Genomic DNA, 25,834 nt, shown 5'->3' with positions numbered 1-25,834 from the left:
CCCCCGGAACAAGGCGCGGCAACGGCCGATACCTCCGGACCGGCACAGCGACTGAACCAACACCGCAACGGAGAGGTCACCATGGACAGCGAGCACCTGATGGCTTTCTGCACCTGCCCCGACACCACGGTCGCCGGCGAGATCGCCGAGACCCTGATCGCCGACGGGCACGCGGCCTGCGCCAACATCGTGCCGGGCCTGACGTCCGTCTACGCCTGGAAGGGGGAGGTGCACCGGGATGCGGAGACGCTGCTCATCATGAAGACCACGCGCGCGGCCTGGCGGCGTCTGGAGGAGACCATCCTGCGTCTGCACCCGGACGAGGTGCCGGAGATCATCGCGGTACCGGTGACCCACGGGCTGAACGACTACCTGGCCTGGGTCACCTACCAGACCGACGGCGGGAACCGGAGTTGATACGACAGCTTGCCCTTTGCGCCCTCGCGCTGCTTCTCGCCTCCGCCCCCGTGGCCGCCCAGCAGGGCGGCGGCCTGTCCGGCCTGTTCGGCGACGACGACGAGCTGCTGCCGCCGGAGGAGGCGTTCCCGTTCTCGGCGGAGCTGGTGGCCGAGGACGTCATCGTCGCCCGCTGGGACACGGCGACGGGCTACTACCTCTACCGCGACCGCTTCGATTTCGCCGTCGCCGGCGACGACAACGCCATCAAGGGATTCGAGCTGCCCGAGGGCAGGGTCATCGACGACCCGAACTTCGGCCGCATGGAGATCTACGAGGATCCCGTCGAGATCTACCTCCGGCTGGAGCGCCCGGCCGGCGAGTCCCTGACGCTGCAGGCCGACTACCAGGGCTGCAACAAGCCCACCGGGGTCTGCTATCCGCCCCTGAGCAGCGAGTTCTCCCTGGCCGGCGGCGTCAGCGAGGCCGGCCTGGGCGGCGGCTCCGGCGGCGCGCCACCCGGCTCCGGCACCCTGGGCGCGCTGCTGGCCGGCGGCAATGTCTGGCTGATCCTCGGCGGATTCTTCGCCGCCGGGCTGCTGCTGGCGTTCACCGCCTGCATGTATCCGCTGATCCCGATTCTCTCCGGCCTGATCGCCGGCGAGGGCGCCCGGCGCAGCGGCTGGCGGGGGTTCTGGCTGTCGCTGGTGTTCATCGAGGCGACGGCGGTGACCTACGCCGTCGCCGGCGCACTGGCCGGCGTGAGCGGCGCCGCCATCCAGGCGGACCTCCAGAGCCCGTGGGTCCTGGGGGCGTTCGCGGCCCTGTTCGTCGCCCTCGCCCTGGCCATGTTCGGGCTCTACGACATCCGCGTACCGACGGCGCTGCAGACGCGCCTCGACGCGGCCTCCCGCCGGCAGCGGGGCGGCAGCCTGGCCGGCGCCGCGGTCATGGGCGTGCTCTCGGCACTGATCATCGGTGCCTGCTCCGGCCCGGCGCTGATCGCCGCCCTGGCCTTCATCAGCAACACCGGCGACGCCGCCCTCGGCGGGCTGGCACTGTTCGCCATGGGCAACGGCATGGGCCTGCCGCTGCTGGTGGTCGGCACCGCCCTGGGCCGCTGGCTGCCCCGGTCCGGGCCCTGGATGGTACGCATCAAGCAGCTCTTCGGCGTGCTGTTCCTGGCCGTGGCCCTGTGGCTGGTGGAACGCTTCCTGCCCGGCCCGGTCACGCTGGCGCTCTGGGCCGTGCTTCTCACCGGGGTTGCCGTCTGGCTGGGCGCCCTCGACCGCACCCGGCGTCAGGCAGGGCTGCTGGTGCGGGGACGCCAGGTCGCGGGACTGCTGCTGGTGGGCTGGAGTCTCGCGCTGCTGCTGGGCGCGGCCGCGGGCGGCTCGCGCTTCTGGCAGCCCCTGCACCCGCTCACCCGGGCGGCAGTGCCGGAGGAGCAGCAGACCGCCGCGGCGTTCCGCGACGTGGACAGCCTGGCGGAGCTGCGCGCGGCCATCGACCAGGCGGCCGCCCGGGGCCAACCCACGGTGGTGGATTTCTACGCCGACTGGTGCGTGTACTGCGTCCAGCTGGAGGAGCAGACGTTCCCGGACCCGGCGGTGGCGGAAGTGCTGGCCGGCAAGCAGCTCCTGCGGGTGGACGTCACCGACATGACCGACCGCCACCGCGAGCTGTTGCAGGAGCTCGACGTCTTCCTGCCGCCGGCGGTCCTGTTCTTCGGGCCCGATGGCCGCGAGCGCCGCGAGCAGCGCGTGGTCGGCTTCCTGCCGCCGCGGGCGTTCATCGAGCGCACCCGCGCGGCCCTCGGACGGGGCGAGGCCTGACCATGGCGGCACGACCCCGCCGCCGGTACCGGCTTGCCGTCATCCTGCTGCTTGCCGCCGTCGCCGGCGGCATGGGCGCCTGGCAGCTGTGGCCCCGGGCGGAGCCGCGCCCGGCATTCACCCTGCCGGACCTGGACAACGAGCAGCGCGCCATCGCGGAATGGGACGGCCGGGTCATCGTGCTCAACTTCTGGGCCAGCTGGTGCCCGCCCTGCGTCAACGAGATCCCGGTGTTCACGGACCTGCAGGACGACTACGGCAACCGGGGCCTGCAGGTCCTCGGTGTCGCCGTGGACCGGCGCGATCGCGCGCGGGCGTTCCACGGCCGGCTGGACATGAACTACCCGAGCCTCTACGGCGTGGCCGGGGGCATGGCCGTCGCCGAGCGCTACGGCAACGAGCGCGGAACACTCCCTTACACCGTCGTCATCGACCGCACCGGCGCCATCGTGCATCGATTCCGCCGGGAGATCACCCGCGAGGACATCGAGCCGCTCATCCGCAAGCATCTGTGACTGGGCCTTCCCGGGCGAAACGTGCGGGAAATGCGCCGAACTTCGCAAAATGAACGAGATCGCGTGGACAGGCGGCGGTCCTTCGTTCACAATTCCGCGCAACGCTTCCCGGGCGGCATCACGGCCGCCGCCGTATACCGGCCCGGAAGGCACAGGCGTCATCTGCCCGGGGGAGAAACATGGCGACCATCCTGGTGCTCAACGGGCCCAATCTGAACCTGCTGGGCCGCCGCGAGCCCGGCCTGTACGGCACCGACACCCTGGAGGCGATCCATCAGAGGCTGTCCGGGCAGGCAGCAGCCGCCGGATTCGATCTCGAAGGCTTCCAGAGCAACCACGAAGGCACGCTGCTGGACCGCATCCATCAGGCCGCCGATGACGCCACCGATTTCATCATCATCAATCCGGCGGCGCTGACGCACACGAGCATTGCCCTGCGCGATGCCCTGCTTGGCGTCGCCATCCCTTTCATCGAAGTCCACCTGTCGAACGTCCACGCCCGCGAGCCCTTCCGGCAGCACTCGTACCTGTCGGACGTGGCCGTGGGCGTGATCTGCGGCCTCGGCGCCCAGGGCTACGAGCTCGCGCTCCAGGCCGCCGTTCGGCACCTAACCGACAATGCAGGATAAGTTCATGGACATCCGGAAGATCAAGCGCCTCATCGAACTGCTGGAAGAATCCGGGATCAACGAGATCGAGATCCGCGAAGGGGAGGAGTCCGTGCGCATCAGCCGCGGCGACCCCAACGCCGGCATGCACATGGTGCCGGCCCAGCCGCAGCCCCAGGCCGCGGCCGCCCCGCCGCCGGCCGGCGCCCAGCCCGCGGAGCCGGAGGCCCCCGCCGAGCCCGAGGGCGAAGCCGTCCCGGAGGGCCATACCGTGCGCTCGCCCATGGTGGGCACGTTCTATCGTGCGCCGGCGCCTGGGGCCAAGCCGTTCGTGGAGGAGGGCCAGCAGGTCAAGGTCGGCGACACCCTGTGCATCGTCGAGGCGATGAAGATGCTCAACCAGATCGAGGCAGACAAGGCGGGCACCGTGGCCGCCATCCTGCTGGAGGAAGGACAGCCGGTGGAATACGACCAGCCGCTGTTCGTCATCCAGTAACGATTACCCAGGGGTTTCTTGCTCATGCTGGAAAAAGTCCTCATCGCCAACCGCGGTGAAATCGCCCTCCGCATCCTGCGCGCCTGCCGGGAGCTCGGCATCCGCACGGTTGCCGCGCACTCCAGTGCCGACCGCGATCTCAAGCACGTGCGCCTGGCCGACGAGACCGTGTGCATCGGCCCGCCCTCGTCCACCGAGAGCTACCTGAACATCCCGGCCCTGGTCAGCGCGGCGGAAGTCACCGCCTCGGACGCCATCCACCCCGGCTACGGCTTTCTCTCGGAGAACGCTGACTTCGCCGAGCGGGTCGAGCACTCCGGCTTCACCTTCATCGGCCCCCGGGCGGAGACCATCCGCGTCATGGGTGACAAGGTCGCCGCCATCACCGCCATGAAGGCCGCCGGCATCCCGTGCGTGCCCGGGTCCGACGGCCCTCTGGACGACGACGAGGAGCGCAATCTGCAGCTGGCCCGCGACATCGGCTACCCGGTGATCATCAAGGCCGCCGGCGGCGGGGGCGGGCGCGGCATGCGCGTGGTGCACAAGGAGGCGGACCTGCTGGGCGCCATCTCCGTGACCCGCAACGAGGCCCGCTCGTCGTTCGGCAACGCCACGGTGTACATGGAGAAGTACCTGCAGAACCCGCGGCACATCGAGATCCAGGTCATGGCGGACCACCACGGCAACGCCATTCACCTGGGCGAGCGCGACTGCTCCATGCAGCGCCGCCACCAGAAGGTCATCGAGGAAAGCCCGGCCCCCGGGCTCACCGAGGAGCAGCGGCGCGAGATCGGGGAGCGCTGCGCGCTCGCCTGTCGCGAGATCGGCTACCGGGGCGCAGGTACGTTCGAGTTCCTCTACGAGGACGGCAATTTCTACTTCATCGAGATGAACACCCGCATCCAGGTGGAACACCCGGTCACCGAGATGGTCACCGGCGTGGACCTGGTCCGCGAGCAGCTGCGGGTCGCCGCCGGCGACCCGCTGTCGTACCGCCAGGAGGACATCGTCGTGCGCGGGCATGCCATCGAATGCCGCCTCAACGCCGAGGACCCGCGCACCTTCGTGCCGTCCCCGGGCAAGATCAGCCAGTATCACGCCCCCGGCGGCCCCGGGGTGCGCGTCGACTCCCACGTCTACACCGGCTACACGGTGCCGCCGTACTACGACTCCATGATCGGCAAGCTCATCACGCACAGCGACACCCGGGGCTCCGCCCTGGCGCGCATGCGCACGGCCCTCGCCGAGATCGTCATCGGCGGCATCAAGAGCAACGTCGGCCTCCACCAGGAGCTGCTGCTGGACCCGAACTTCCAGGCCGGCGGCACCAACATCCACTACCTGGAGAAGCGGCTCGGCGAGGACTGACGCACGGCGCCGACACTTGTGCGCGCGTGGCGCCGTGCGTGTAATGGAACCAGCAACACCGGAAACGGAACCAACGAGGGAAAGTCCATGCTTCGACGCGCTCTCATCGCCGCCGTGCTCGCCGGCGCCACCGCAACCGCCCAGGCACAGGAAGTGGATCTCGTCCTCAGCGACGAAATGGCGGAGGCGGTCCTCGCGGACCGCACGTCCCAGGGCAGCAACCAGAGCAGCCGCTACGGCGGCGGCGTGCTCTACAACCAGGACGACGACCTGCTCGGCTCGCTGTTCCTCATGGTGAACAACGAGATCGAGGGACGCTGGCAGCCGGTGACCTTCGGCCTGGGCGGCAAGCTCTACGGGGCCAGCCTGGAGCGATCCGACGAGACCGTCGGTGCCCTCGCCGTCGGCGGCAACGTCGGCATCGGCATCCCCGCGGGCATCCCCATGGCCATCGCCGTGCAGGGGTTCATCTCGCCCAACATCACCACCGGCGGCGACGCGGACCGGGTCACGGAGGCGCAGATCCGGCTCGAGGCCGAGGTCCTCCGGGGCGCCCAGGCGTTCCTCGGCTATCGCCAGATCAAGTTCCACATGGACGGCCACCGCGACGAGCGCGTCGACGACGGCCTGCACGCCGGCCTGCGCCTGCGGTTCTGACCGCGGGCCGGATCCGCCCTGCCCCGGCACCCCCGCCGCCGGGGCCTCATTTGTGGCGCCCGCCACGAGACGCTATACTGGTCGGCCCTTTGCCCCACGGACGGGGGCTGGTTGCGTGTCCGGTCACCCGGTGCGCGGCCGCTGCCCCGCTTCGACCGGCGCCGGCAGAGCCCCTACCCGGACGACATTAACCATCACGCAGAGGCATTCCCCGTGAGATACGAGAACGCTGACAGGCCGACGCTGTATCGGCCGAGCTTCGAGAAGGACAACTGCGGGTTCGGATTGATCGCCCACATGGACGGCGAGCCCAGCCACTGGGTGCTGTCCACGGCCATCAGCTCGCTGGCGCGGCTGACGCACCGCGGTGCCGTCGCCGCCGACGGCAAGACCGGCGATGGCTGCGGACTGCTCATCAAGAAGCCCGACGGCTTCCTGTGCGCCGTTGCCGCCGAGCACGGCTGGCAGCTGGCCGAGCAGTACGCCGTCGGCACCGTTTTCCTCAGCACCGACGAGGCCCGGGCGCAGCGGGCACGCGAGACCCTGGACCAGGCACTGCGGGACGAGGGCCTGGAGGTCGTGGGCTGGCGCGACGTGCCCACGGATCCCTCGGCCTGCGGCGAGGAGGCGCTGAAGACCCTGCCCCGGATCGAGCAGGTGTTCGTCAATTGCCCCGCGGACATGGACGAGGCCCATTTCGGCCGTCACCTCTACACCGCGCGGCGGGTGACCGAGAAGGTCATCGAGCCGGAGGACGGCGATTTCTACATCCCCAGCCTGTCCTGCCAGGTGCTGTCCTACAAGGGGCTGGTCATGCCGGCCTATCTGCCGGTGTTCTACCCGGACCTCAACGACGAGCGCATGGAGACGGCCATCTGCGTCTTCCACCAGCGCTTCTCCACCAACACCTGGCCCCAGTGGCGCCTGGCGCAGCCGTTCCGCTTCCTGGCGCACAACGGCGAGATCAACACCGTCCAGGGCAACCGCAACTGGGCCAACGCCCGGGCGGCCAAGTTCGAGACGCCGCTGATCCCGGACATGGACAAGGTGGCCCCGCTGGTGAGCAACGAGGGCTCCGACTCCAACAGCCTGGACAACATGCTCGACGCCATGCTCGCCGGCGGCATGGACATCTTCCGCACCATGCGCATCCTCATTCCGCCGGCCTGGCAGAACGTCGACAGCATGGACGCGGACCTGCGCGCGTTCTACGAGTACCACTCCATGCACGTGGAGCCCTGGGACGGCCCGGCGGGCATCGTGCTCACCGAGGGCCGCCACGCCGCCTGCGTGCTGGACCGCAACGGCCTGCGCCCGGCGCGCTACGTCATCACCAAGGACCGGCACATCACCCTGGCCTCGGAGATCGGCGTCTACGACTACGCGCCGGAGGACGTGGAGGCCAAGGGCCGGCTCAAGCCCGGCGAGATGCTGGCGGTGGACACGGAGACCGGCGAGCTGCTGCTGCCGCGGACCATCGACGACCGCCTGAAGAAGCGCAAGCCGTACAAACGCTGGCTGCACCAGCACCTGCGGCGGCTGGAGTCGACGCTGGAAGAGACCGAGCTGGAGGACAGCGGCAGCCCCATCGGTGCGGATGAGCTGCCGGTGTTCAAGAAGCTCTACAACCTGACCCTGGAAGAGAACGACCAGATCCTGCGCGTGCTCGCCGAGGGCGGCCAGGAGGCGGTGGGCTCCATGGGCGACGACACGCCGCTGCCGGTGCTGTCGCGCAACGAGCGCGCCCTGTACGACTACTTCCGCCAGCAGTTCGCCCAGGTCACCAACCCGGCCATCGACCCGCTGCGCGAGCAGAGCGTCATGTCCCTGGAGACCTGCCTGGGCCGCGAGCTCAACATCTTCGAGGAGACCGAGGAGCACGCCAAGCGGCTGGTGGTGGAATCCCCGGTGCTGTCGCGCACCAAGTTCCTGGTGCTGCTCAACCAGGACGACCCGGCCTACGCCAACCACGTGGTGGACCTGCAGTACGGCGCCGACGAGGGCCTGCAGGCCGCCATCGAGCGTATCGCCGACGAGGCCGAGCAGGCCGTGCGCGACGGCAAGGTCATCATCGTGCTCAGCGACCGCTACGTGGAGGCCGACAAGCTGCCGGTCCACGCCCTGCTGGCCACGGGCGCGGTGCATCACCGCCTGGTCAGCCGCGGCCTGCGCTGCGACGCCAACATCATCGTGGAGACCGCCACGGCCCGCGACCCGCACCACTTCGCGGTGCTCATCGGCTACGGCGCCACGGCGATCTTCCCGTACCTGGCCTATGCGTCCATCCGCGACATGCGCCGCAGCGGCCAGATCAAGCTCACCCCGGTGGACCAGCTGCGGCGCAACTACCGCAAGGGCATCAACAAGGGGCTGTTCAAGATCCTGTCCAAGATGGGGATCTCCACCATCGCCAGCTACCGCGGCGCCCAGCTGTTCGAGATCGTGGGGCTGGCCGACGAGGTCGTGGACACGTGCTTCACCGGCACGGTGAGCCGCGTCCAGGGGAGCCGCTTCCGCGATCTCGAGGACGACCAGAAGACCCTCGCCCGGGAGGCGTTCTCGCGCCGCGCGGTGGTGCGCAAGGGCGGGCTGCTCAAGTTCGTGCAGAACGGCGAGTACCACGCCTTCAACCCGGACGTGGTGCAGCTCCTCCAGGAGGCCGTGGAGACCGGTGACCGGGAGGTGTGGAACCAGTTCGCGAACCTGGTGAACCGGCGCCGGCCCATGGTGCTGCGCGACCTGCTGGACCTCAAGCTCAGCGACGCGCCGCTGGACATCGACGAGGTCGAGCCCATGGAGGCCATCCTGCCGCGCTTCGACTCCGCCGGCATGTCCCTGGGTGCGTTGTCTCCCGAGGCGCACGAGGCGCTGGCCATGGCCATGAACCGCCTGGGCGGGCGCTCCAACTCCGGCGAGGGCGGCGAGGACGAGTCCCGCTACGGCACCGAGCGCATGTCCAAGATCAAGCAGGTGGCCTCCGGGCGCTTCGGCGTCACGCCCCACTACCTGGTCAACGCCGAGGTGCTGCAGATCAAGGTCGCCCAGGGTGCGAAGCCCGGCGAGGGCGGGCAGCTGCCCGGCCACAAGGTCAACGAGATGATCGCCCGGCTGCGCTTTTCCAAGCCCGGCGTGGCACTCATATCGCCGCCGCCCCACCACGACATCTACTCCATCGAGGACCTGGCGCAGCTGATCTTCGACCTCAAGCAGGTCAACCCGGAGGCGCTGGTATCCGTGAAGCTGGTGTCCGTGGCGGGCGTCGGCACCATCGCCGCGGGCGTGGCCAAGGCCTATGCGGACCTGATCACCATTGCCGGCTACGACGGCGGCACGGGCGCCAGCCCGCTGACCTCGGTGAAATACGCCGGCGCCCCCTGGGAGCTGGGCCTGGTGGAAACCCACCAGGCGCTGCGCGGCAACGACCTCCGGGATAAGGTGCGGGTCCAGGCCGACGGCGGCATGAAGACCGGCCTCGACGTCATCAAGGGCGCCATCCTCGGCGCCGAGAGCTTCGGCTTCGGTACCGCGCCCATGGTGGCCATGGGCTGCAAGTACCTGCGCATCTGCCACCTGAACAACTGCGCCACCGGCGTGGCGACCCAGGAGAAGGTGCTGCGGCTCAAGCACTTCATCGGCACCCCGGAGAAGGTGGCCAACTACTTCCGCTTCGTCGCCCAGGAGACCCGTGAGTGGCTGGCCAAGCTCGGCGTGCGCCGGCTGCAGGACCTCATCGGCCGCACGGACCTGCTGGAGCTCCTGCCCGGGGAGACGGAGAAGCAGCGCCAGCTGGATCTGCGGCCGCTGCTGTCCGACGGCGGCGTGCCGGCGGACAAGCCCCGGCACTGCACGGAGCCCAGCAACGTGCCCTTCGACAAGGGCGAGCTGGCCGAGGAGATGGTGCGCACGTGCCTGCCCGCCATCGAGGCGAAGTCCGGAGGCGAGTTCCACTTCCGCGTGAAGAACATGAACCGCTCCATCGGCGCGCGCCTGTCCGGCGAGATCGCCCGGCGCCACGGCAACTACGGCATGGCCGACCAGCCCCTGGTCCTGCGCCTGGAGGGCAGCGCCGGCCAGAGCTTCGGCGTCTGGAACGCCGCCGGGCTGCACATGCACCTGGCCGGCGACGCCAACGACTACGTGGGCAAGGGCATGGCCGGCGGCAAGCTGGTGCTCTATCCGCCGGAGGGCAGCACCTTCGCCTCCAACGAGACCACCATCATCGGCAACACCTGCCTGTACGGGGCCACCGGCGGCAAGCTGTTCGCCGCCGGCATGGCCGGCGAGCGCTTCGCCGTGCGCAACTCCGGGGCCCACGCCGTGGTGGAAGGCATGGGCGACCACGGCTGCGAGTACATGACCGGCGGGGTGGTGTGCTGCCTCGGGCCCACGGGGCTGAACTTCGGCGCCGGCATGACCGGCGGCTTCGCCTTCGTCCTGGATCTGGAGAACGAGTTCGTGGACAGCTACAACCACGAGCTCATCGACATCCACCGGGTGCAATCGGAGTCCATGGAGGCCCACCGGAACTACCTCAAGGACATGATCCGGGAGTACGTACGCGAGACGGGCAGCGAGTGGGGCCAGGAGATCCTGGACAACTTCCGCGACTACAGCCGGCGGTTCTGGCTCATCAAGCCCAAGGCCGCCGACCTGCAGAGCATCCTGGATACCCTGCGCCAGGCCGCGTAATCCGCTCCGGCGCGGCACTGCTGCTGCCGGCCGTCTCCACCTCCGGATCACCGGAGAACGACCAACGCGACGGGAACCCATGGGAAATATCTTTCAGTTCATCGAAGTACCGCGCCAGGACCCGCGGAAAGAGCCCGCGGAAGTCCGGGTCAACCACTTCAGCGAGATCTACGACCAGTTCGACAAGGAGACCGCCGCCGCTCAGGCCGATCGCTGCCTGGACTGCGGCAATCCGTACTGCGAGTGGAAGTGCCCGGTCCACAACTACATCCCCAACTGGCTGAAGCTCATCGCCGAGGGGAACCTGTTCGAGGCCGCGGAGCTGTCCCACCGCACCAACTCGCTGCCCGAGGTATGCGGGCGCGTGTGCCCCCAGGACCGCCTGTGCGAGGGCGCCTGCACGCTCAATGACGGCTTCGGCGCGGTCACCATAGGCAACATCGAGCGCTACATCACCGACGAGGCGTTCAAGGCCGGCTGGCGGCCGGACATGACGGGCGTCGTGGATACCGGCAAGAAGGTCGCCGTCATCGGCGCCGGCCCGGCCGGGCTGGGTGCGGCGGACATCCTGGTGCGCAACGGCGTCAGGGCGGTGGTCTACGACCGCTACCCGGAGATCGGCGGCCTGCTCACCTTCGGCATCCCGCCGTTCAAGCTGGAGAAGGAGATCGTGCGCACCCGCCGCAACATCATGGAAGAGATGGGCGTGGAGTTCCGCCTCAACACCGAGATCGGCACCGACGTGGACTTCGCCGAGCTGGAGCGCGAGTACGACGCCGTGTTCCTGGGCATGGGGACCTACACCTACATGCGCGGCGGCTTCCCGGGCGAGGACCTGCCCGGCGTCTCGGAGGCGCTGCCCTTCCTGGTGTCCAATATCAACCGGCAGCTTGGCTACGAGAACGACCCGGGCGCGTTCATCGACGTCAAGGGCCAGCGCGTGGTGGTGCTCGGCGGCGGCGACACCGCCATGGACTGCAACCGCACCTCCATCCGCCAGGGGGCACGCAGCGTTACCTGCGCCTACCGGCGCGACGAGGAGAACATGCCCGGCTCCCGGCGCGAGGTCTACAACGCCAAGGAGGAAGGCGTGCGCTTCCTGTGGAACCGCCAGCCGGTGGAAGTGGTCGGCGACGGCAAAGTCGAGGGCGTCAAGGTGGTCACCACCCAGCTCGGCGCCCCGGACGAGCGTGGCCGGCAGCGTCCCGAGCCGGTGCCCGGCACGGAGGAAGTGATTCCGGCGGACCGGGTACTCATCGCCTTCGGCTTCCGGCCGAGCCCGGCGGACTGGTTCGGCGACTATGCCATCGAGACCGATGACCGGGATCGCGTCACCATCCGTCAGGACGAGGCTTATTTCGGCCAGACCGGCAACCCCAAGATCTTCTGCGGGGGCGACATGGTACGGGGCTCCGACCTGGTGGTCACCGCCGTGTTCGAGGGGCGCGAGGCGGCGAAGGGGATTCTCAACTACCTGGACGTCTGAAGTGTTCAGTTTTCAGTAGGCAGTCGGCAATCCTCCGCACCCACCCCTTGGCGGCGGCCACGCGACCTTTGCCGGTCGATTGTGGGAGGGGCTTCAGCCCCGACTTTCCAGTGTGTCTGCGTTCTGGAATGATCGGGGCTAAAGCCCCTCCCACCATGCACTCCGACAACCGAGACGCTCCCGGAGGTTTTCTTTGTGACCACCACCGCGCCCCTCCAGAACGACCTGCTCCTCCGGGCCCTGCTGCGCGAGCCCGTGGAGCGCACGCCCGTGTGGATGATGCGCCAGGCCGGGCGCTATCTGCCCGAGTACCGGGCCACACGGGAGCGGGCGGGCAGCTTCCTGACCCTCTGCCAGACACCGGAGCTGGCCTGCGAGGTGACCCTGCAGCCGGTGGACCGCTTCCCCCTGGATGCGGCCATCCTGTTCTCGGACATCCTGACCGTTCCCCATGCCATGGGCCTGGGCCTGTACTTCGTCCCCGGGGAGGGTCCGCACTTCGAGCACACGGTGCGGGACGAGGCCGGCGTGGACGCCCTGCCGATCCCCGATCCGGAGCAGGAGCTGCGCTATGTCCCCGACGCGCTGCGCCTGGTGCGCCGGGAGCTGGGCGGCCGGGTGCCGCTCATCGGCTTCAGCGGCAGCCCGTGGACGCTGGCCACCTACATGATCGAGGGCGGGCCGTCGAAGAACTACGCCTGGAGCAAGGCCATGCTCTACGAGCGCCCGGAGCTCATGCACCGGCTGCTGGACAAGCTCGCGCAGTCCGTCACCCACTACCTGAACGCCCAGATCGCCGCGGGCGCCCAGGCTCTGATGATCTTCGACACCTGGGGCGGGATTCTCACACCGCGGACCTACCGCGAGTTCTCCCTGCAGTACGCGGAACGAATCATCTCCGGCCTGTCCAAGGATGCAGAGGGTCGTCGCGTTCCGGTGGTGTTCTTCACCAAGAACGGGGGGCCCTGGCTGGAGGCCATGGCCGGTTGCGGTGCCGATGGCCTGGGGCTCGACTGGACCCAGGACATCGCCGAGGCCCGCCGCCGGGTCGGCGATCGGGTTGCCCTGCAGGGCAATCTGGACCCGAGCGTCCTGTACGCCTCGCCCGCGACCATCCGGCAGCAGGTAGGCGCGGTTCTGGCGGACTACGGCCACGGCACCGGTCACGTGTTCAACCTCGGCCACGGCATCCACCCCGAGGTGGACCCCGAGCACGCCGCTGCCATGATCGAGGCGGTGCATGAGCTCAGTCCCCGCTATCATCAGGGGGAGACCCGGTAAACAGGGACAGTACGCATGAAGGTGCGGACGCTTTCCGCAGGGGTGGTCGTGGTGCGCCGCGAGGGCGATGCCTGGCGGTGCCTGCTCCTGCGCGCGTTCCAGTACTGGGACTCCCCCAAGGGCCGGGTCGAGGCCGGCGAGGAGCCCCTGCAGGCCGCGGTACGCGAGGTCCTGGAAGAGACCGGGATCCGCGATCTGCACTTTCTCCTGGGGCATGACTACGTGGAGACCGGGCCGTATGCCCGCGGCAAGGTGGCCCGATACTACCTGGCGCAGACGCGCACCCGGCACGTGGTGCTGGGCGTGAGTCCGGAGCTGGGCCGCCCCGAGCACCAGGAGTACCGCTGGGTCAGCTTCCGCCGGGCACGCCAGCTCGCCTCGCCGCGCGTGCGCCGGGTCCTGGAGTGGGCCGAGGGGCGCCTGCGGCGCCTGGGCACCCAGGACGACCCCACCGACAGCCACGCCGCGCAGGCGGGCCGACCCTGAGACTACGCGATTTCCCGGATGTCTCCGCCGGAACCCCGGTGTATCGTCTGCAACCGGGGTGATCCCATCGACGCCCGACGGGGCGGACACCACGAACGTGCGAGGACGATCCATGGAGAATGCGGCGCAACCCGGACAGTACTTCCTCGACCCGCGGAAATTCCGCGATCCGGAGACCACGGCCAGCGGCGAAGCCCGGGCGCATGTCGCCCTGCGGCGCCTGGAGACGCTGTGGTTCTGCACGGGGACGTTGTGCAACCTGGCCTGCCGCAATTGCTACATCGAGTCCTCCCCCCGCAACGACAGCCTGGTGTATCTGTCCGCCGCCGAGGTGACCGCCTACCTGGACGAGATCGAGCAGGAAGGGCTGGGCACGCGATCCATCGGCTTCACCGGCGGCGAGCCCTTCATGAACCCGGACATGCTCGCCATCCTGGAAGAAACGCTGGCCCGCGGCTTCGAGACGCTGGTGCTCACCAACGCCATGAAGCCCATGATGAAGATGGCCGACGGCCTGCTCGCCCTGCAGCAGCGCTACGGCCACCTCCTGACCGTGCGCGTCTCCATCGACCACTACAGCCGGGCCGTCCACGAGGAGGAGCGCGGGCCGAAATCCTGGGCCCCCACCGTGGAGGGCCTGCACTGGCTGTCCAGCAACGGCTTCACCGTGGATATCGCCGGGCGGCTGTTCTCCGGCGAGACGGAACAGCAGATGCGCGACGGCTATGCGCGGCTGTTCCGCCGCGAGGGCATCGATCTGGATGCCCATGATCGCGCGCGCGTGGTGCTGTTTCCGGAAATGGACGAGCGGATCGACGTGCCCGAGATCACCGAGGCCTGCTGGGGCAAGCTCAACGTCTCTCCGGACGACCAGATGTGCGCCAGCTCGCGCATGGTCCTCAAGCGCAAGGGCGCCGAGCGGCCCGTGGTCGTCCCCTGCACCCTGCTGCCCTACGACCCGCAGTTCGAGATGGGCCACACGCTGCGCGAGAGCTTCGCCTCCGTATCCCTCAATCACCCCCACTGCGCCAAGTTCTGCGTCCTCGGCGGCGCCAGCTGCGGCGGATAGCACCCGATAATCAACCGGTATCTCTGGCAATATTCAGACCATCGTAATTCACCACGCCAGAGGCTTTCGGTTGGGTCGTTGGTTGGCGAGAACCCGTTGGGGTGGGCTCCGAGCTCCGCTTACGGTTCACCTGCTTCGGCTTGAAGCAGGGAACCTATCCTCCGCTCCGGCCTGGCCGGCTGACAGCACATCCCTGTGCTGACAGCCGGTGGCGGCATCCATGCCGCCACCCCTCCGGGGCCGGACGGCCTGCGCTCCGGCGCTACGCAAGTCGCCCACCCCAACGGGTTCTCGCCAACCAACGACGGCTATCGTCACGCGCCGGTGCGCGCCCCATGGACCGAACCTCGGCACGCGCGGGAGCGGGAGGCCGGTCCCGGACCGTCTGCGGCCAGGACGGCCGCAGTCGAGCCTACAGGGACGTATATACGGCGTGTCCGGGACCGGCCTCCCCGCCCCGGCGCCCCGGATATGCCCATGGAGTTCAGCAGCCGGCCCAGCCGCGTCAACCGTCGGAACCCGCACCCATAACGCCGTCGACCTTCCGCCCGGCCGCAAGCCCTCGTACCTAACCCTTGGGCGGAGTCGTGACGGGCAGGCATAATGCAGCCATCATTTCGCTGCAGGACGGCCCATGACCACGCACAGCACGACCATCGGCTACTTCCCCGGCGTGCGCATGCGGCGCATGCGCCGGGACGCCTTCTCCCGCCGGCTCATGCGCGAGCACCGCCTGAGCTGCGACGACCTCATCCAGCCGCTGTTCGTCACCGACGGCGAGGGCCAGCGCGAGCCGGTTCCTTCCATGCCGGGGGTGGAGCGGCTGTCCATCGATCTGCTGCTGGAAGAGGCGGGCCGGCTGCTGGAGCTGGGCGTGCCGGCCATCGCCATCTTCCCGGTGACGCCGCCGGAGCTGAAGACCGCCGACGCGCGTGAGGCGAGCAACCCCAACGGGCTGGCGCCGCGGGCGGTGCGGGCGGTCAAGGCGCAGTTCCCGGAGCTGGGCGTGATGACCGACGTGGCCCTGGACCCGTTCACCAGCCACGGCCAGGACGGCGTGCTGGACGAGCACGGCCACATCCTCAACGACGACACCGTGGAGATCCTCGTGCGGCAGGCGCTTTGCCACGCCGAGGCCGGTGTCGATATCGTCGCGCCGTCGGACATGATGGACGGGCGCATCGGCGCCATCCGCGAGGCCCTGGAAGCGGCGGATCACCAGAACACGCGCATCATGGCCTACTCCGCCAAGTACGCCTCCAGCTTCTACGGCCCGTTCCGCGACGCCGTGGGCTCGGCGACCAACCTGGGCGCCGCCGGCAAGGAGACCTACCAGATGGACCCGGCCAACTCCGATGAGGCGCTGCGCGAGGTGGCGCTGGACCTGGAGGAAGGCGCAGACATGGTCATGGTCAAGCCGGCGATGCCGTATCTCGATATCATTCGCCGGGTCCGCAGCACCTACGGCGCGCCGACGTTCGCCTACCAGGTCAGCGGCGAGTACGCCATGCTCATGGCGGCGGCCCGGGAGGGATGGCTGGACGAGCGGGCCTGCGCCCTGGAGGCGCTGACCGCCATGAAGCGCGCCGGCGCCGACGGCATTCTCACGTACTTCGCAGGACGCGCGGCCGGGTGGCTGCGCGAGGACAGCGCGCGCTAGCATCGCGTCCCCGAAGGGTGCAGCCATGACCGATCACTACGCCGTTTTCGGAAATCCCGTCGCCCATAGCCGGTCGCCCTGGATTCACGCCCGCTTCGCGGAACAGACCGGCGAGGACATCGTCTACACGCGCCGGGAGGTCCCCGTGGACGGCTTCGCCGAGGCGGTGGAGCAGTTCCAGGACGAGGGCGGCCGCGGGCTCAACGTCACCGTGCCGTTCAAGGAGGAGGCCTGGGACGTCGCCGACAGCCACAGCCCGCGGGCGGACGCCTGCGGCGCCGTGAATACCCTGCTGTTCCGCAGCGACGGCGGCCGCCACGGCGACAACACCGACGGCGAGGGGCTGATCCGGGACCTGCGGGACAACCACGGGGTGGCGCTGCGCGGGCGCCGGATCCTGGTGGTCGGCGCCGGCGGCGCCGTCCGGGGCGTGCTGCAGCTGCTGGCCGCGGAGCACCCGGCCATGCTGGTCATCGCCAACCGCACCGTCTCCCGCGCCGAGGGCCTGCTGCGGCTGTGTCCCGAGGCCCACGACAGCGCCGCCTGCGGCTTCGACGAGCTCGCCGGCGCAACCCCCTTCGATGTCGTCATCAACGGCACGTCGACGGGGCTCAGCGGGTCCGTCCCGCCGCTGCCGGACGGCCTGTTCGCCGCCGGCGCGGCCGCCTACGACATGGTCTACGGCGCCGAGCCCACGCCGTTCATGCAGTGGGCCGGGAACCAGGGGGCGGCCACGGTGGTGGACGGCCTGGGCATGCTGGTGGAGCAGGCCGCGGAGTCGTTCCGTCTGTGGCGCGGCGTCGCCCCGGATACCCGGCCGGTCATCCGCGAACTCCGCCGCGCCATGGACGAGAGCACCGGCGAATGAGCCGCGAGCTGACAGCGGATGCGCACCGGCGCATGGCCGAGTGCCTCCGGCAACCCGCCCGCTATCCCCACGCCGTCTCCGGCGTCACCGTAGTGGAGACGCACATCTCCACGGTCCTGCTCACCGACGACTACGCGTACAAGCTCAAGAAGCCCCTGGATCTCGGCTTCCTGGACTTCACCACCCGCGACCGTCGCCGGCACGCCTGCGACGAGGAGCTGCGGCTGAATCGCCGCCTGGCCCCCGAGCTCTACCTCCAGCGCATCGCTGTCACCGGAACGCCGGACGACCCGGCGATCGACGGCGACGGTCCGCTGCTGGACTGGGCCGTGCAGATGCAGCGCTTCGACGACACACGCCTCTACCACCGGTTGCTGGAACAGGATCTTCTCCGGGGAGACGACCTGGAGGCCGTCGCGGCCCAGGTGGGTCCGTTTCACGAGGCCGCGGCGGTGGCCGGGCCGGACACCGGCTGGGGCACACCGGAGGCGGTGGCCGCCCCGGCCCGCGACAACATCACGGCGCTGCGCGGGCAGCTCGGCGTCGATGCCCGTCTGGACCATCTCGCCGGCTGGACCGAGGAGCGCCTGGCGGCGCTGGAGCCGGTCTTCCGGCAGCGGCGCGCGGACCGGCGCATCCGCGAGTGCCACGGCGATCTCCACCTGGGCAACATCGTCGACGTGGACGGCCGGCCGGTGATCTTCGACGGCATCGAGTTCGCCCCGGAGCTGCGCTGGATCGATGTCATCAACGAAGCGGCGTTCTTGGCCATGGACCTGCAGAGCCGCGGGCGCCCGGACCTGGCCGCGCGCTTCCTGAGCGCCTACCTGGAGGCGACCGGCGATTACGACGGCGCGGTCCTGCTGCCGTTCTACCGGGCGTACCGGGCGCTGGTACGGGCAAAGGTCAGCGGCCTGCGGGCGGACGACACCGGTGCGGATGCGCGCACGCGCGACGAGGCCCGACGCCACCGCGACCAGTACCTGGACGAGGCCGAGGCGGAGACGCAGCTGCCGACACCGCGGCTGGTTCTCATGCACGGCCTCTCCGGCAGCGGCAAGTCCACGGTGGCACGCGCGCTGGTGGAGCGCCTGGCGGCGATCCGGGTGCGCTCGGACGTGGAGCGCAAGCGGCTGCTGGACCTGGACGCGGACGCGCGCACCGGCGCCGGTGTCGGCCAGGGGCCGTACGACCGCGCCACTTCCGAGCGTACCTACCGACGCCTGGAGGAACGCGCGGGGCAACTGCTCCGGGCCGGCTGCAGTGTCGTGGTGGACGCCGCCAGCCTGCGCCGCGACGAGCGCGACCGCTTCCGCGCACTCGCGGAGGCCGCCGGCATTCCCTTTACCGTGGTGGCGTGCCAGGCGCCGGAGAACGTGCTGCGCGAGCGCATCCGGGCCCGGCAGCAGGCCGGACGCGACCCGTCCGAGGCGGATACCACGGTGCTGGACCACCAGCTCCGCGCAGCGGAGCTCCCGGATGCCGACGAGCTGCCGGACACCCTGCAGTTGGACACGGCGGCAGACCCGCAGTACCGGGCACTGGACGCTCTGGCCCCGGCTCCGTAGCGCCCGGGGAGCTACTGCATGACGACGTGGTTGCTGCGCACCTCGCCGTCCACCCGGATCCAGCAGCTGAGCGCGTCCACCAGCGGATTGCGGGTGCACCGGATCACCAGGGAACGGCCCCGGAAGCGGCCTTCGGCGCGTGCCTCGCGCCGGCCGCCGAAGAAGCGCATGTGCGCCTCCAGCGCCGTCTCGCCGTCGATGAGCACGCGCACGCGGTCCCGGAGGAGCTGACCCTCCATGGCGTAGTGCCAGTCCCCGGGATCGCGATCCGCCGCGAACAGCGACGCGCTCAGGACAAGCCCCAGCACCGTTGCCCGGGCGCTGCGCCCGTATCCACGCATGGCCGGTCTCTCCGTCGGCCCCCTGCTACCATGGTAGACTGATTCCCGCCGACGCGGAGGCGATTGCCCGTGGCCGCTGCCAGCCTGGTCCTGTTTCTCGCCGGCATGGTCCTGGGGGCGTTGACGCTGTCGCGCAGTCACCGCCGGCGGCGTCCCGTCGTCTCCCTGGGGTATCCCCATGCCCTGGTCGCCCTGGCGGGGCTTGCCGTCCTGGGCCTGCGGCTCGCCACCGGACCGGAGAACCTGCTCCTGAACAGCGCCTTCCTGGTCTTCCTCCTGGCGGCACTGGGCGGTGCATTCACGCTGGCGGTGCGCCGGCGGGACGAGCCCGTGATCCTGCCGCTGATCCTCCTCCACGCCAGCGCCGGGGTCATCGCGTTCCTGCTCCTCGCCGCCGGGGTCCTTGCCGGCGGGTAATCCCGGGACGGGCTTGCATCGGCGTCCGGCCCTCGGTAAAGTCCCTGTCCGACCGACCGGTCAGCCCGGGTAGCCTGCCCCGGCGTCCGGAGATGTGCGATCCCTGGTCGCGCCGGGCTGTTGCGGAACAGCTCCGGCCCCGCGTACCGGCCGGTGTGCACGGGGATCGCCATGAACACGACCAATTGCCGGGGTATTGTGGTGCCGGAACAGACCAGTCCGCACACCGAGGTTCGCACGGAGGCGGCGCAGCGGGTCCTTGCCGCCGCCCGGGAGCTGTTCGGGGAACGGGGCTTCGACGGCGTCTCCATTCGCGACATCGCCGCCCGCGCGGAGGTCAGCAAGGCCAACGTCTTTCACCACTTCAGCAGCAAGGCGCAGCTCTACGAAGCGGTGCTGCAGGACTCGCGGATGACCTTCGACGAGATCCTGACCGAGCTGGCGGACGATTCCGTCCCTCTCGGCGAGCGCATGGAACGCTTCGCCCGCAAGCACCTGGAAAGGATGCTGGAGGATCCCTCGTCGGTGAACCTGTTCCTGCGCCAGATGCTCAATCAGCGCGGCAATGTCCAGCGCGAGCGCGCCGAGGAGACCCTCGGCGACGGGCTCCGGGAGATGCTGGCACTGCTCGAGCCGGCGCTGAGCGAGCGCGGGCGCCGTGACGACACCGTGGCCCTGACCGCCGCCCTGGCACTGGTCGGGAGCACGTTCATGTACTTCGAGCTGCGCGACGTGCTGCCGCGGCTGCAGACCCCGGGGAGCGACTGCGACCCCGATACCTACTGCGCGGCGCTGATGACGCTGCTGCGCCCGGGCCTGGAGCCCCCGGCCGGAACTCCGTGAGCCTTCTTCGCCCACCTTTGCAAGGAACCGCAAGTATGGGACGCATCAACAGCCTGCTCATCCTGCTGATCCTCGGCCTTGTCGCGGGATGCAGCAACGGCAACGCCGACAACGGCAGCGGAGACGGCGAACCCGACAATCCCGGCGTGCTGATTACCACTCAGCAGGCAAGCCGGGACACCGTTGCCGTCACCGAGAGCACTATCGGCCGCCTCACCAGCAAGACGGCGCCCACCCTGACGGCGGAGGTCTCGGGGACGATCCTGGAGATCCACGCCGAGGAGGGCGACGAGGTGACCCAGGGGCAGCCGCTTCTGCGGATCGACCCGGAACCCTACGAGCTTGCGCTGGCGCAGGCCCGCACGGACGTGCGGCGGCTGCAGGCCAGTCTGCGGACCCGGCGCCGGGAGCTGGAGCGCAACGCGGAGCTGCTGGAAGACGGCTACGTCACCCAGTCCCGTTTCGACACCCTCGAAAGCGAGGTGGAATCCCTGGAAGAGGATCTCGAAGCCGCCCGTTCCCGGGTCGAGAGCACCGAGATCGATCTGCGCCACACCACCGTGGAGGCACCCGTCGACGCCGCCATTGACGCCCGACTGGTCTCGGTGGGCGACTACACGGCGCCGGGCGAGCCCCTGTTCCGCCTGATCAGCCAGGACCTGCTGCGCGTGCGCCTGCCCTTCCCGGAGACCGTGGCCCAGCGCCTCGAGGTGGGCCAGCCGGTGCGGCTGCGCGCGCCCGTGGCGGAGGGCACTGTCAACAGCACCATCAGCGAGCTGCGCCCGGGGCTGGCCGACCAGAGCCGCACGTTCGAGGCCATCGTGAACGTGGAAAACCCCGGCGGCTGGCGCCGGGGCGGCAGCGTCAACGCCACGGTCACCGTGGCCGAGCGGGACAGCATCGTGGTGCCGGCGACGGCCGTGATCCAGCGGCCCGCCGGTGAAGTGGTCTACGTCATCCGGGACGGCACGGCCCACGAGCGCAGGGTCGAGGTCGGCGAGCGCCTGCCGGCTCGCCTGGAGATCCGCGACGGCCTGGAGGCGGGCGAGGTGATCGCGGTGGACGGCGCCGGCTTCCTGTCCGACGGCGCCACGATCCGCACGGACGAGGAGTAGCGTCCATGACCCTGCCCGAGCTCTCCATCCGGCGACACGTGCTGGCGGTGATGATCAGCGCCGTGCTGGTGCTGTTCGGCGTCATCGGCTACCAGGAGGTGGGCACCGACCGCATTCCCAACATCGACTTCCCGGTCATCAACGTGACGGTGGTCCAGCCCGGCGCGGATCCGGAGATCATCGACGCCGCCATCACCTCGGAGGTGGAGCGGGCGGTGAACACCGTCCCCGGCATCGACTCCATCCAGTCCACCTCCAGCCCGGGCACGTCCGTGGTCACCATTACCTTCGATCTCGACGTGGACATCGACGTGGCCTTCAACGAGGTCCAGGCGAAGATCAACGAGATCCGCCAGCGGCTGCCCGATGACGCCGAGGCACCGGTGATCCAGAAGGTCGAGACCGATGCCCAGCCCATCATGTGGCTCAGCGTGCAGGGCGACCGCACGCAGCAGCAGCTGAGCACCTACGCCCGCAACGTGGTCCGGCCCCGGATCGAGAACATCAATGGCGTGGGCGAGGTCCAGGTGGGCGGCGGCCTGGAGCGCACCATCCGCGTGGAGGTCAAGCCGGACCGCCTGGCCGCATACGGCCTGACCGTCAACGACCTGATCAACGCCATGGAGGCGGAGCACTTCCAGCTTCCCGGCGGATTCCTGGTGGCGGAGCGCACCGAGCGGCTGCTCAAGCTGGACATGGAGTACCACCAGCCCCACGCCCTGGAGCAGCTCATCGTCGCGTCCCAGGACGGCGCCCTGATCCGCCTCGAGGACGTCGCCGAGGTGGTGGACGGCCTGGCGGACCGGCGCTCGCTGGCGCGCTTCAACGGCGAGCCCACGGTGGGCCTGGGCATCGTCAAGGTCTCGGGCACCAACACCGTGGCCATCATCGACGAGGTCAAGCGGCGCCTGGACGAGGAAATCCGGCCCCAGCTGCCGCCGGGGATGGAGATCAACATCTCCTCGGACCAATCCGTGTTCATCCTGGAGATGATCGACACCCTGTACGTCACCCTGGGACTGGGCGTGCTGTTCGCGGCGTTCGTCCTGTGGATATTCCTGAAGAACCTGCGCTCGACGCTCATCGTCACCCTGTCGATCCCGGTCGCGCTGGCGGCGGTGATCGCGGTGATCTACTTCCTCGGCTACACCCTGAACGCGCTCACCATGCTGGCGATGCTGCTGCTCATCGGCGTGGTGGTGGACGACTCCATCGTCGTCCTCGAGAACATCTTCCGCCACCGCGAGGAGGGCATCGACGATCCCGTGGAAGGGGCCATCGTGGGCTCCAACGAGGTGTTCTTCGCGGTGATCGCCACCACCCTGGCACTGATCTCGATCTTCCTGCCGGTGCTGTTCATGGAGGGCATCATCGGCCGGTTCTTCGAATCCTTCGCGGTGGTGGTGGCCATGGGCGTGCTCGCCTCGAGCATCGTGGCGCTGACGCTCACGCCCATGCTGTGCTCGCGGTTCCTGTCCGTGCCCCGGGAGCACGGCCGGGTCTACAACTTCCTGGAGCGCGGCTTCCGCGCCATGGAGAACGGCTACCGCTGGCTGCTCGGGCGGGCCCTGCGCTTCCGCTGGCTCACGCTGCTGCTGGCCGCGCTGATCACCGGCGGCACCGCCAGCCTGTTCGGGGACCTGGGCGGCGAGTTCGCGCCGGAGGAAGACGAGGGCCAGTTCCTGGTCAATATCCAGACGCCGCTGGGCTCCAGCATCGACTACACCGACGACAAGCTCCGGGAGGTGGAGGAGATTCTGGCGGATCAGCAGGGCGTCCGCTCCTACTTCACCGCCATCGGGCTGGGCAGCCAGGGACAGGTGAACGAGGGCATCTCCTTCGTGCGCCTGGATCCGCGGGACGAGCGCGAGCTGAGCCAGCAGGAGATCTCCGCGCAGGTCCAGGAGGAGCTGTCCGGGCTCAGCGGCGTGCAGGCGTTCACCTCGTCGGTACCGCTCATCGGCGGCCAGCGCGGCGAGCCCCTGCAGTTCAACATCACCGGGCCGAATCTCCAGGAGGTCGCCCGCCTTGCCGAGGAGATGGAGCAGCGCCTGCGCGCCAGCGACGCCATCGAGACCCTGGACCTGGACCTGAGCCTGAATCAGCCGGAGCTGGTGGTGGACGTGGACCGCGACCGTGCGCGCACGCTGGGGATCACCAGCTTCGAGGTGACGCGGGCGGCCAACGTCCTGGCCGGCGGTGTCGACATCGCCCGCTACAACGACGAGCCCGGCGGCGGGCAGCGCTACGATGTCCGTCTCAAGGCCCGGCAGGGCACCCTGCAGACGCCCGGGGACCTGGAGAAGCTGTTCCTGCGCACGGACTCCGGCGACATGGTCCGCCTGGACACCCTGGCCACCTTCCGGCCCGAGCTCGGACCGGCCGTGATCGGTCGCTACAACCTGGAGTACTCCGCCCAGTTCTATTCCAATCCCTCGGTGTCGCTGGCCGAGGCCGTGCGCCTGGTGGAGGCCGAAGCCGAGGAGATCCTGCCCCTGGGCTACTCCCTCAACCTGGTGGGCCAGGCGGAGGAGTTCGAGCGCACGCTGGGGGCCATCATGTTCGTGTTCGTGGTCGCCATCGTGCTCGTGTACATGGTGCTGGGCAGCCAGTTCAACTCGTTCGTCCAGCCGCTGATCATCCTGGCCGCGCTGCCCCTGGCCATGGTGGGCGGGGTGCTGGGGTTGTGGCTGTTCGGCCACACCCTGAACATCTACTCCATGATCGGCCTGGTGCTGCTGGTGGGGCTGGTCACGAAGAACGGCATCCTGCTGGTGGATCTCACCAACCAGTACCGCGAGCGGCTGGAGCTCAGCATCGACGATGCCCTGACACGGGCCTGCCCCATCCGGCTGCGGCCCATTCTCATGACCTCGCTGACGCTGATCCTGGCCATGCTGCCGGCGGCCATCGGCATCGGCGCCGGGGCCGAGACCCAGGGCCCGCTGGCGGTGGCCATCATCAGCGGCATGGTCTCGTCCATGCTGCTCACCCTGGTGGTCATCCCCGCGGCGTACTCCCTGGTGGAGAACGCTTCCGCGCGCCTGTTGCGGCGTTAGATCCGGACCGAACGGCTCCGGAGGGTCGGCCCGGGAGGGCGGGGATCTGGTTGGGGCTCCGGAGCTCCGCTTACGGCCCCTGCTTCAGTGGAAGCAGGGGCCTATCCTCCGCTCCGGCCTGGCCGGCTGACAGCACATCCCTGTGCTGACAGCCGGTGGCGGCATCCCTGCCGCCACCCTGACGGGCCGAACGGCCTGCGCTCCGGCGCTGCGCGAGTCGCCCCAACCAGATCCCCGCCCTCCCGGGCCGACCTACGTCCACATGGTGCTGGCAGGCTCCCGTCGAGGGATCAATCCTACAGGGGCCCCGGCGGGCGACGGCGGAAGGCGCCGGTGTGGCGCCAGTAGAGGATCAGCAGCAGGCCGAAGACCATGCCGCCCAGGTGCGCGAAATGCGCCACCCCGGCCAGGGTCCCGGTCATGCCGGCCCACAGCTCGAAGGCGCCGTAGGCGACCACGAAGTACTTGGCCTTCATGGGAATGGGCGGAATCAGCAGCATGATGCGCTCGTTGGGAAACATCATGCCGAAGCCGAGCAGGATGCCAAATACGCCCCCGGAGGCGCCCACCGTGGGATAGACGTTGCCTTCCGCGGCCGCGCCCGTGGCGACCACGAGCTGGATCAGGCCCGCCCCGACGACGCAGACCAGGAAATAGACGGCGAAGCGGCGGGAGCCCCAGAGATTCTCCAGGGCCACGCCGAACATCCACAGGGCGAACATGTTCACCAGCAGGTGCAGGGTGCCGCCGTGGAGAAACCCGTAGGTGAGCAGCTGCCAGACCTGGAACGGCGGGACCCGCTCCATGCCCATGGTGGTCATCACGGTATCCGGCGAGCCCAGGGGCCAGAGCGCGAACATCACCGTGAGCCACGACCCGAATCCGCCCTGCATCAGGAACACGGCACCGTTGACGATGAGCAGGGCCAGGATGACCGGCGGCAGCAGCGACGGGCCCGCAACCCGCCGCGGCGGCGGCTGCGGTGGCGGCTCGCCCGTATCCCGTCCGTCCCAGTCCCGCATGCCCGTCACACTCCCGATGCCGACAACGTCCGCGCACTGTAGACCGCGCCCGGCG

General features: G+C 69.5%; 21 protein-coding genes. 19 read left to right on the top strand and 2 right to left on the bottom strand.

The annotated features are described in order from the left end of the window. The first annotated feature begins 81 nt into the window (after positions 1 to 81). The 15 genes from cutA (at position 82) to QWY84_RS04135 (ending at position 18,982) form a co-directional block, all read left to right on the top strand. A complete protein-coding gene (gene cutA, locus QWY84_RS04205; protein WP_290201198.1) occupies positions 82 to 417 on the top strand; it encodes a divalent-cation tolerance protein CutA in 336 nt (111 codons plus the stop codon). Then, the gene (dsbD, locus tag QWY84_RS04200) at positions 414 to 2,231 is read left to right on the top strand and encodes a protein-disulfide reductase DsbD (protein ID WP_290201197.1); all 1,818 of its coding nucleotides are present in this window, start codon (positions 414 to 416) and stop codon (positions 2,229 to 2,231) included. Before cutA ends, dsbD begins: the two co-directional genes overlap by 4 nt. Positions 2,232 to 2,233: 2 nt before the next feature. After that, positions 2,234 to 2,746, top strand: a complete 513-nt coding sequence (locus QWY84_RS04195; RefSeq protein ID WP_290201196.1) for a TlpA family protein disulfide reductase — start codon at positions 2,234 to 2,236, stop codon at positions 2,744 to 2,746. 179 nt (positions 2,747 to 2,925) lie between these two features. Beyond that, on the top strand, positions 2,926 to 3,375 hold the full coding sequence (aroQ, locus tag QWY84_RS04190; RefSeq protein WP_290201195.1) for a type II 3-dehydroquinate dehydratase: 450 nt from the start codon (positions 2,926 to 2,928) through the stop codon (positions 3,373 to 3,375). A gap of 4 nt (positions 3,376 to 3,379) precedes the next feature. Continuing rightward, the gene (gene accB, locus QWY84_RS04185) at positions 3,380 to 3,850 is read left to right on the top strand and encodes an acetyl-CoA carboxylase biotin carboxyl carrier protein (RefSeq protein WP_290201194.1); all 471 of its coding nucleotides are present in this window, start codon (positions 3,380 to 3,382) and stop codon (positions 3,848 to 3,850) included. A 24-nt stretch (positions 3,851 to 3,874) separates the two neighbouring features. Further along, positions 3,875 to 5,218, top strand: a complete 1,344-nt coding sequence (gene accC / locus QWY84_RS04180; RefSeq protein WP_290201193.1) for an acetyl-CoA carboxylase biotin carboxylase subunit — start codon at positions 3,875 to 3,877, stop codon at positions 5,216 to 5,218. An 87-nt stretch (positions 5,219 to 5,305) separates the two neighbouring features. Beyond that, complete coding sequence (locus tag QWY84_RS04175) at positions 5,306 to 5,875, top strand: YfaZ family outer membrane protein (protein WP_290201192.1); 570 nt, start codon at positions 5,306 to 5,308, stop codon at positions 5,873 to 5,875. Positions 5,876 to 6,088: 213 nt separating this feature from the next. Beyond that, entirely contained in the window at positions 6,089 to 10,564 is a 4,476-nt protein-coding gene (gene gltB, locus QWY84_RS04170) for a glutamate synthase large subunit (protein ID WP_290201191.1), read from the top strand. Positions 10,565 to 10,643: 79 nt separating this feature from the next. Next, the gene (locus QWY84_RS04165; RefSeq protein WP_290201190.1) at positions 10,644 to 12,050 is read left to right on the top strand and encodes an FAD-dependent oxidoreductase; all 1,407 of its coding nucleotides are present in this window, start codon (positions 10,644 to 10,646) and stop codon (positions 12,048 to 12,050) included. Between the two features lie 195 nt (positions 12,051 to 12,245). Continuing rightward, complete coding sequence (hemE, locus tag QWY84_RS04160) at positions 12,246 to 13,331, top strand: uroporphyrinogen decarboxylase (RefSeq protein ID WP_290201189.1); 1,086 nt, start codon at positions 12,246 to 12,248, stop codon at positions 13,329 to 13,331. A 15-nt stretch (positions 13,332 to 13,346) separates the two neighbouring features. Further along, positions 13,347 to 13,817 carry an NUDIX domain-containing protein gene (locus QWY84_RS04155; protein WP_290201188.1) on the top strand — a complete coding sequence of 157 codons (471 nt, stop codon included), beginning with the start codon at positions 13,347 to 13,349 and terminating at the stop codon, positions 13,815 to 13,817. 112 nt (positions 13,818 to 13,929) lie between these two features. Next, entirely contained in the window at positions 13,930 to 14,886 is a 957-nt protein-coding gene (locus tag QWY84_RS04150; RefSeq protein ID WP_290201187.1) for a radical SAM protein, read from the top strand. 634 nt (positions 14,887 to 15,520) lie between these two features. Further along, positions 15,521 to 16,546, top strand: a complete 1,026-nt coding sequence (gene hemB, locus QWY84_RS04145; protein ID WP_290201186.1) for a porphobilinogen synthase — start codon at positions 15,521 to 15,523, stop codon at positions 16,544 to 16,546. Positions 16,547 to 16,571: 25 nt separating this feature from the next. Beyond that, positions 16,572 to 17,414, top strand: coding sequence for a shikimate dehydrogenase (aroE, locus tag QWY84_RS04140; protein WP_290201185.1), 843 nt, complete (start codon positions 16,572 to 16,574; stop codon positions 17,412 to 17,414). Next, on the top strand, positions 17,411 to 18,982 hold the full coding sequence (locus tag QWY84_RS04135) for a bifunctional aminoglycoside phosphotransferase/ATP-binding protein (RefSeq protein ID WP_290201184.1): 1,572 nt from the start codon (positions 17,411 to 17,413) through the stop codon (positions 18,980 to 18,982). Before aroE ends, QWY84_RS04135 begins: the two co-directional genes overlap by 4 nt. An 11-nt stretch (positions 18,983 to 18,993) precedes the next feature. Here the strand turns inward: QWY84_RS04135 and QWY84_RS04130 are convergent, their stop codons facing one another. Further along, positions 18,994 to 19,323 carry a hypothetical protein gene (locus QWY84_RS04130; RefSeq protein WP_290201183.1) on the bottom strand — a complete coding sequence of 110 codons (330 nt, stop codon included), beginning with the start codon at positions 19,321 to 19,323 and terminating at the stop codon, positions 18,994 to 18,996. A gap of 69 nt (positions 19,324 to 19,392) precedes the next feature. Here QWY84_RS04130 and QWY84_RS04125 point away from each other — a divergent pair, with 69 nt between their 5' ends. The 4 genes from QWY84_RS04125 (at position 19,393) to QWY84_RS04110 (ending at position 24,757) form a co-directional block, all read left to right on the top strand. Next, complete coding sequence (locus QWY84_RS04125) at positions 19,393 to 19,740, top strand: hypothetical protein (protein WP_290201182.1); 348 nt, start codon at positions 19,393 to 19,395, stop codon at positions 19,738 to 19,740. A 171-nt stretch (positions 19,741 to 19,911) separates the two neighbouring features. Next, positions 19,912 to 20,583, top strand: a complete 672-nt coding sequence (locus QWY84_RS04120) for a TetR/AcrR family transcriptional regulator (RefSeq protein WP_290201181.1) — start codon at positions 19,912 to 19,914, stop codon at positions 20,581 to 20,583. A gap of 35 nt (positions 20,584 to 20,618) precedes the next feature. Further along, entirely contained in the window at positions 20,619 to 21,698 is a 1,080-nt protein-coding gene (locus QWY84_RS04115) for an efflux RND transporter periplasmic adaptor subunit (protein WP_290201180.1), read from the top strand. A gap of 5 nt (positions 21,699 to 21,703) precedes the next feature. Next, positions 21,704 to 24,757 carry an efflux RND transporter permease subunit gene (locus QWY84_RS04110; protein WP_290201179.1) on the top strand — a complete coding sequence of 1,018 codons (3,054 nt, stop codon included), beginning with the start codon at positions 21,704 to 21,706 and terminating at the stop codon, positions 24,755 to 24,757. A gap of 296 nt (positions 24,758 to 25,053) precedes the next feature. On the opposite strand, the gene QWY84_RS04105 is transcribed toward QWY84_RS04110, so the two are convergent. Then, a complete protein-coding gene (locus QWY84_RS04105) occupies positions 25,054 to 25,650 on the bottom strand; it encodes a rhomboid family intramembrane serine protease (RefSeq protein WP_290202674.1) in 597 nt (198 codons plus the stop codon). Positions 25,651 to 25,834 lie beyond the last annotated feature (184 nt).

This window comes from Aquisalimonas lutea, assembly GCF_030409225.1.
GTDB classification, from domain to species: domain Bacteria; phylum Pseudomonadota; class Gammaproteobacteria; order Nitrococcales; family Aquisalimonadaceae; genus Aquisalimonas; species Aquisalimonas lutea.
The sequence above is the reverse complement of the archived record's forward strand: the minus strand, read 5'-3'. Positions and strand labels throughout refer to the sequence as shown.

What these genes read in the sequence shown, in the direction of transcription:
- cutA (WP_290201198.1), top strand. Translation starts at nt 82, where the DNA reads ATGGACAGCGAGCACCTGATGGCTTTCTGCACCTGCCCCGACACCACG.
- QWY84_RS04195 (WP_290201196.1), top strand. Translation starts at nt 2,234, where the DNA reads ATGGCGGCACGACCCCGCCGCCGGTACCGGCTTGCCGTCATCCTGCTG.
- aroQ (WP_290201195.1), top strand. Translation starts at nt 2,926, where the DNA reads ATGGCGACCATCCTGGTGCTCAACGGGCCCAATCTGAACCTGCTGGGC.
- accB (WP_290201194.1), top strand. Translation starts at nt 3,380, where the DNA reads ATGGACATCCGGAAGATCAAGCGCCTCATCGAACTGCTGGAAGAATCC.
- accC (WP_290201193.1), top strand. Translation starts at nt 3,875, where the DNA reads ATGCTGGAAAAAGTCCTCATCGCCAACCGCGGTGAAATCGCCCTCCGC.
- QWY84_RS04175 (WP_290201192.1), top strand. Translation starts at nt 5,306, where the DNA reads ATGCTTCGACGCGCTCTCATCGCCGCCGTGCTCGCCGGCGCCACCGCA.
- QWY84_RS04165 (WP_290201190.1), top strand. Translation starts at nt 10,644, where the DNA reads ATGGGAAATATCTTTCAGTTCATCGAAGTACCGCGCCAGGACCCGCGG.
- QWY84_RS04155 (WP_290201188.1), top strand. Translation starts at nt 13,347, where the DNA reads ATGAAGGTGCGGACGCTTTCCGCAGGGGTGGTCGTGGTGCGCCGCGAG.
- QWY84_RS04150 (WP_290201187.1), top strand. Translation starts at nt 13,930, where the DNA reads ATGGAGAATGCGGCGCAACCCGGACAGTACTTCCTCGACCCGCGGAAA.
- hemB (WP_290201186.1), top strand. Translation starts at nt 15,521, where the DNA reads ATGACCACGCACAGCACGACCATCGGCTACTTCCCCGGCGTGCGCATG.
- aroE (WP_290201185.1), top strand. Translation starts at nt 16,572, where the DNA reads ATGACCGATCACTACGCCGTTTTCGGAAATCCCGTCGCCCATAGCCGG.
- QWY84_RS04135 (WP_290201184.1), top strand. Translation starts at nt 17,411, where the DNA reads ATGAGCCGCGAGCTGACAGCGGATGCGCACCGGCGCATGGCCGAGTGC.
- QWY84_RS04130 (WP_290201183.1), bottom strand. Translation starts at nt 19,323, where the DNA reads ATGCGTGGATACGGGCGCAGCGCCCGGGCAACGGTGCTGGGGCTTGTC.
- QWY84_RS04120 (WP_290201181.1), top strand. Translation starts at nt 19,912, where the DNA reads ATGAACACGACCAATTGCCGGGGTATTGTGGTGCCGGAACAGACCAGT.
- QWY84_RS04115 (WP_290201180.1), top strand. Translation starts at nt 20,619, where the DNA reads ATGGGACGCATCAACAGCCTGCTCATCCTGCTGATCCTCGGCCTTGTC.
- QWY84_RS04110 (WP_290201179.1), top strand. Translation starts at nt 21,704, where the DNA reads ATGACCCTGCCCGAGCTCTCCATCCGGCGACACGTGCTGGCGGTGATG.
- QWY84_RS04105 (WP_290202674.1), bottom strand. Translation starts at nt 25,650, where the DNA reads ATGCAGGGCGGATTCGGGTCGTGGCTCACGGTGATGTTCGCGCTCTGG.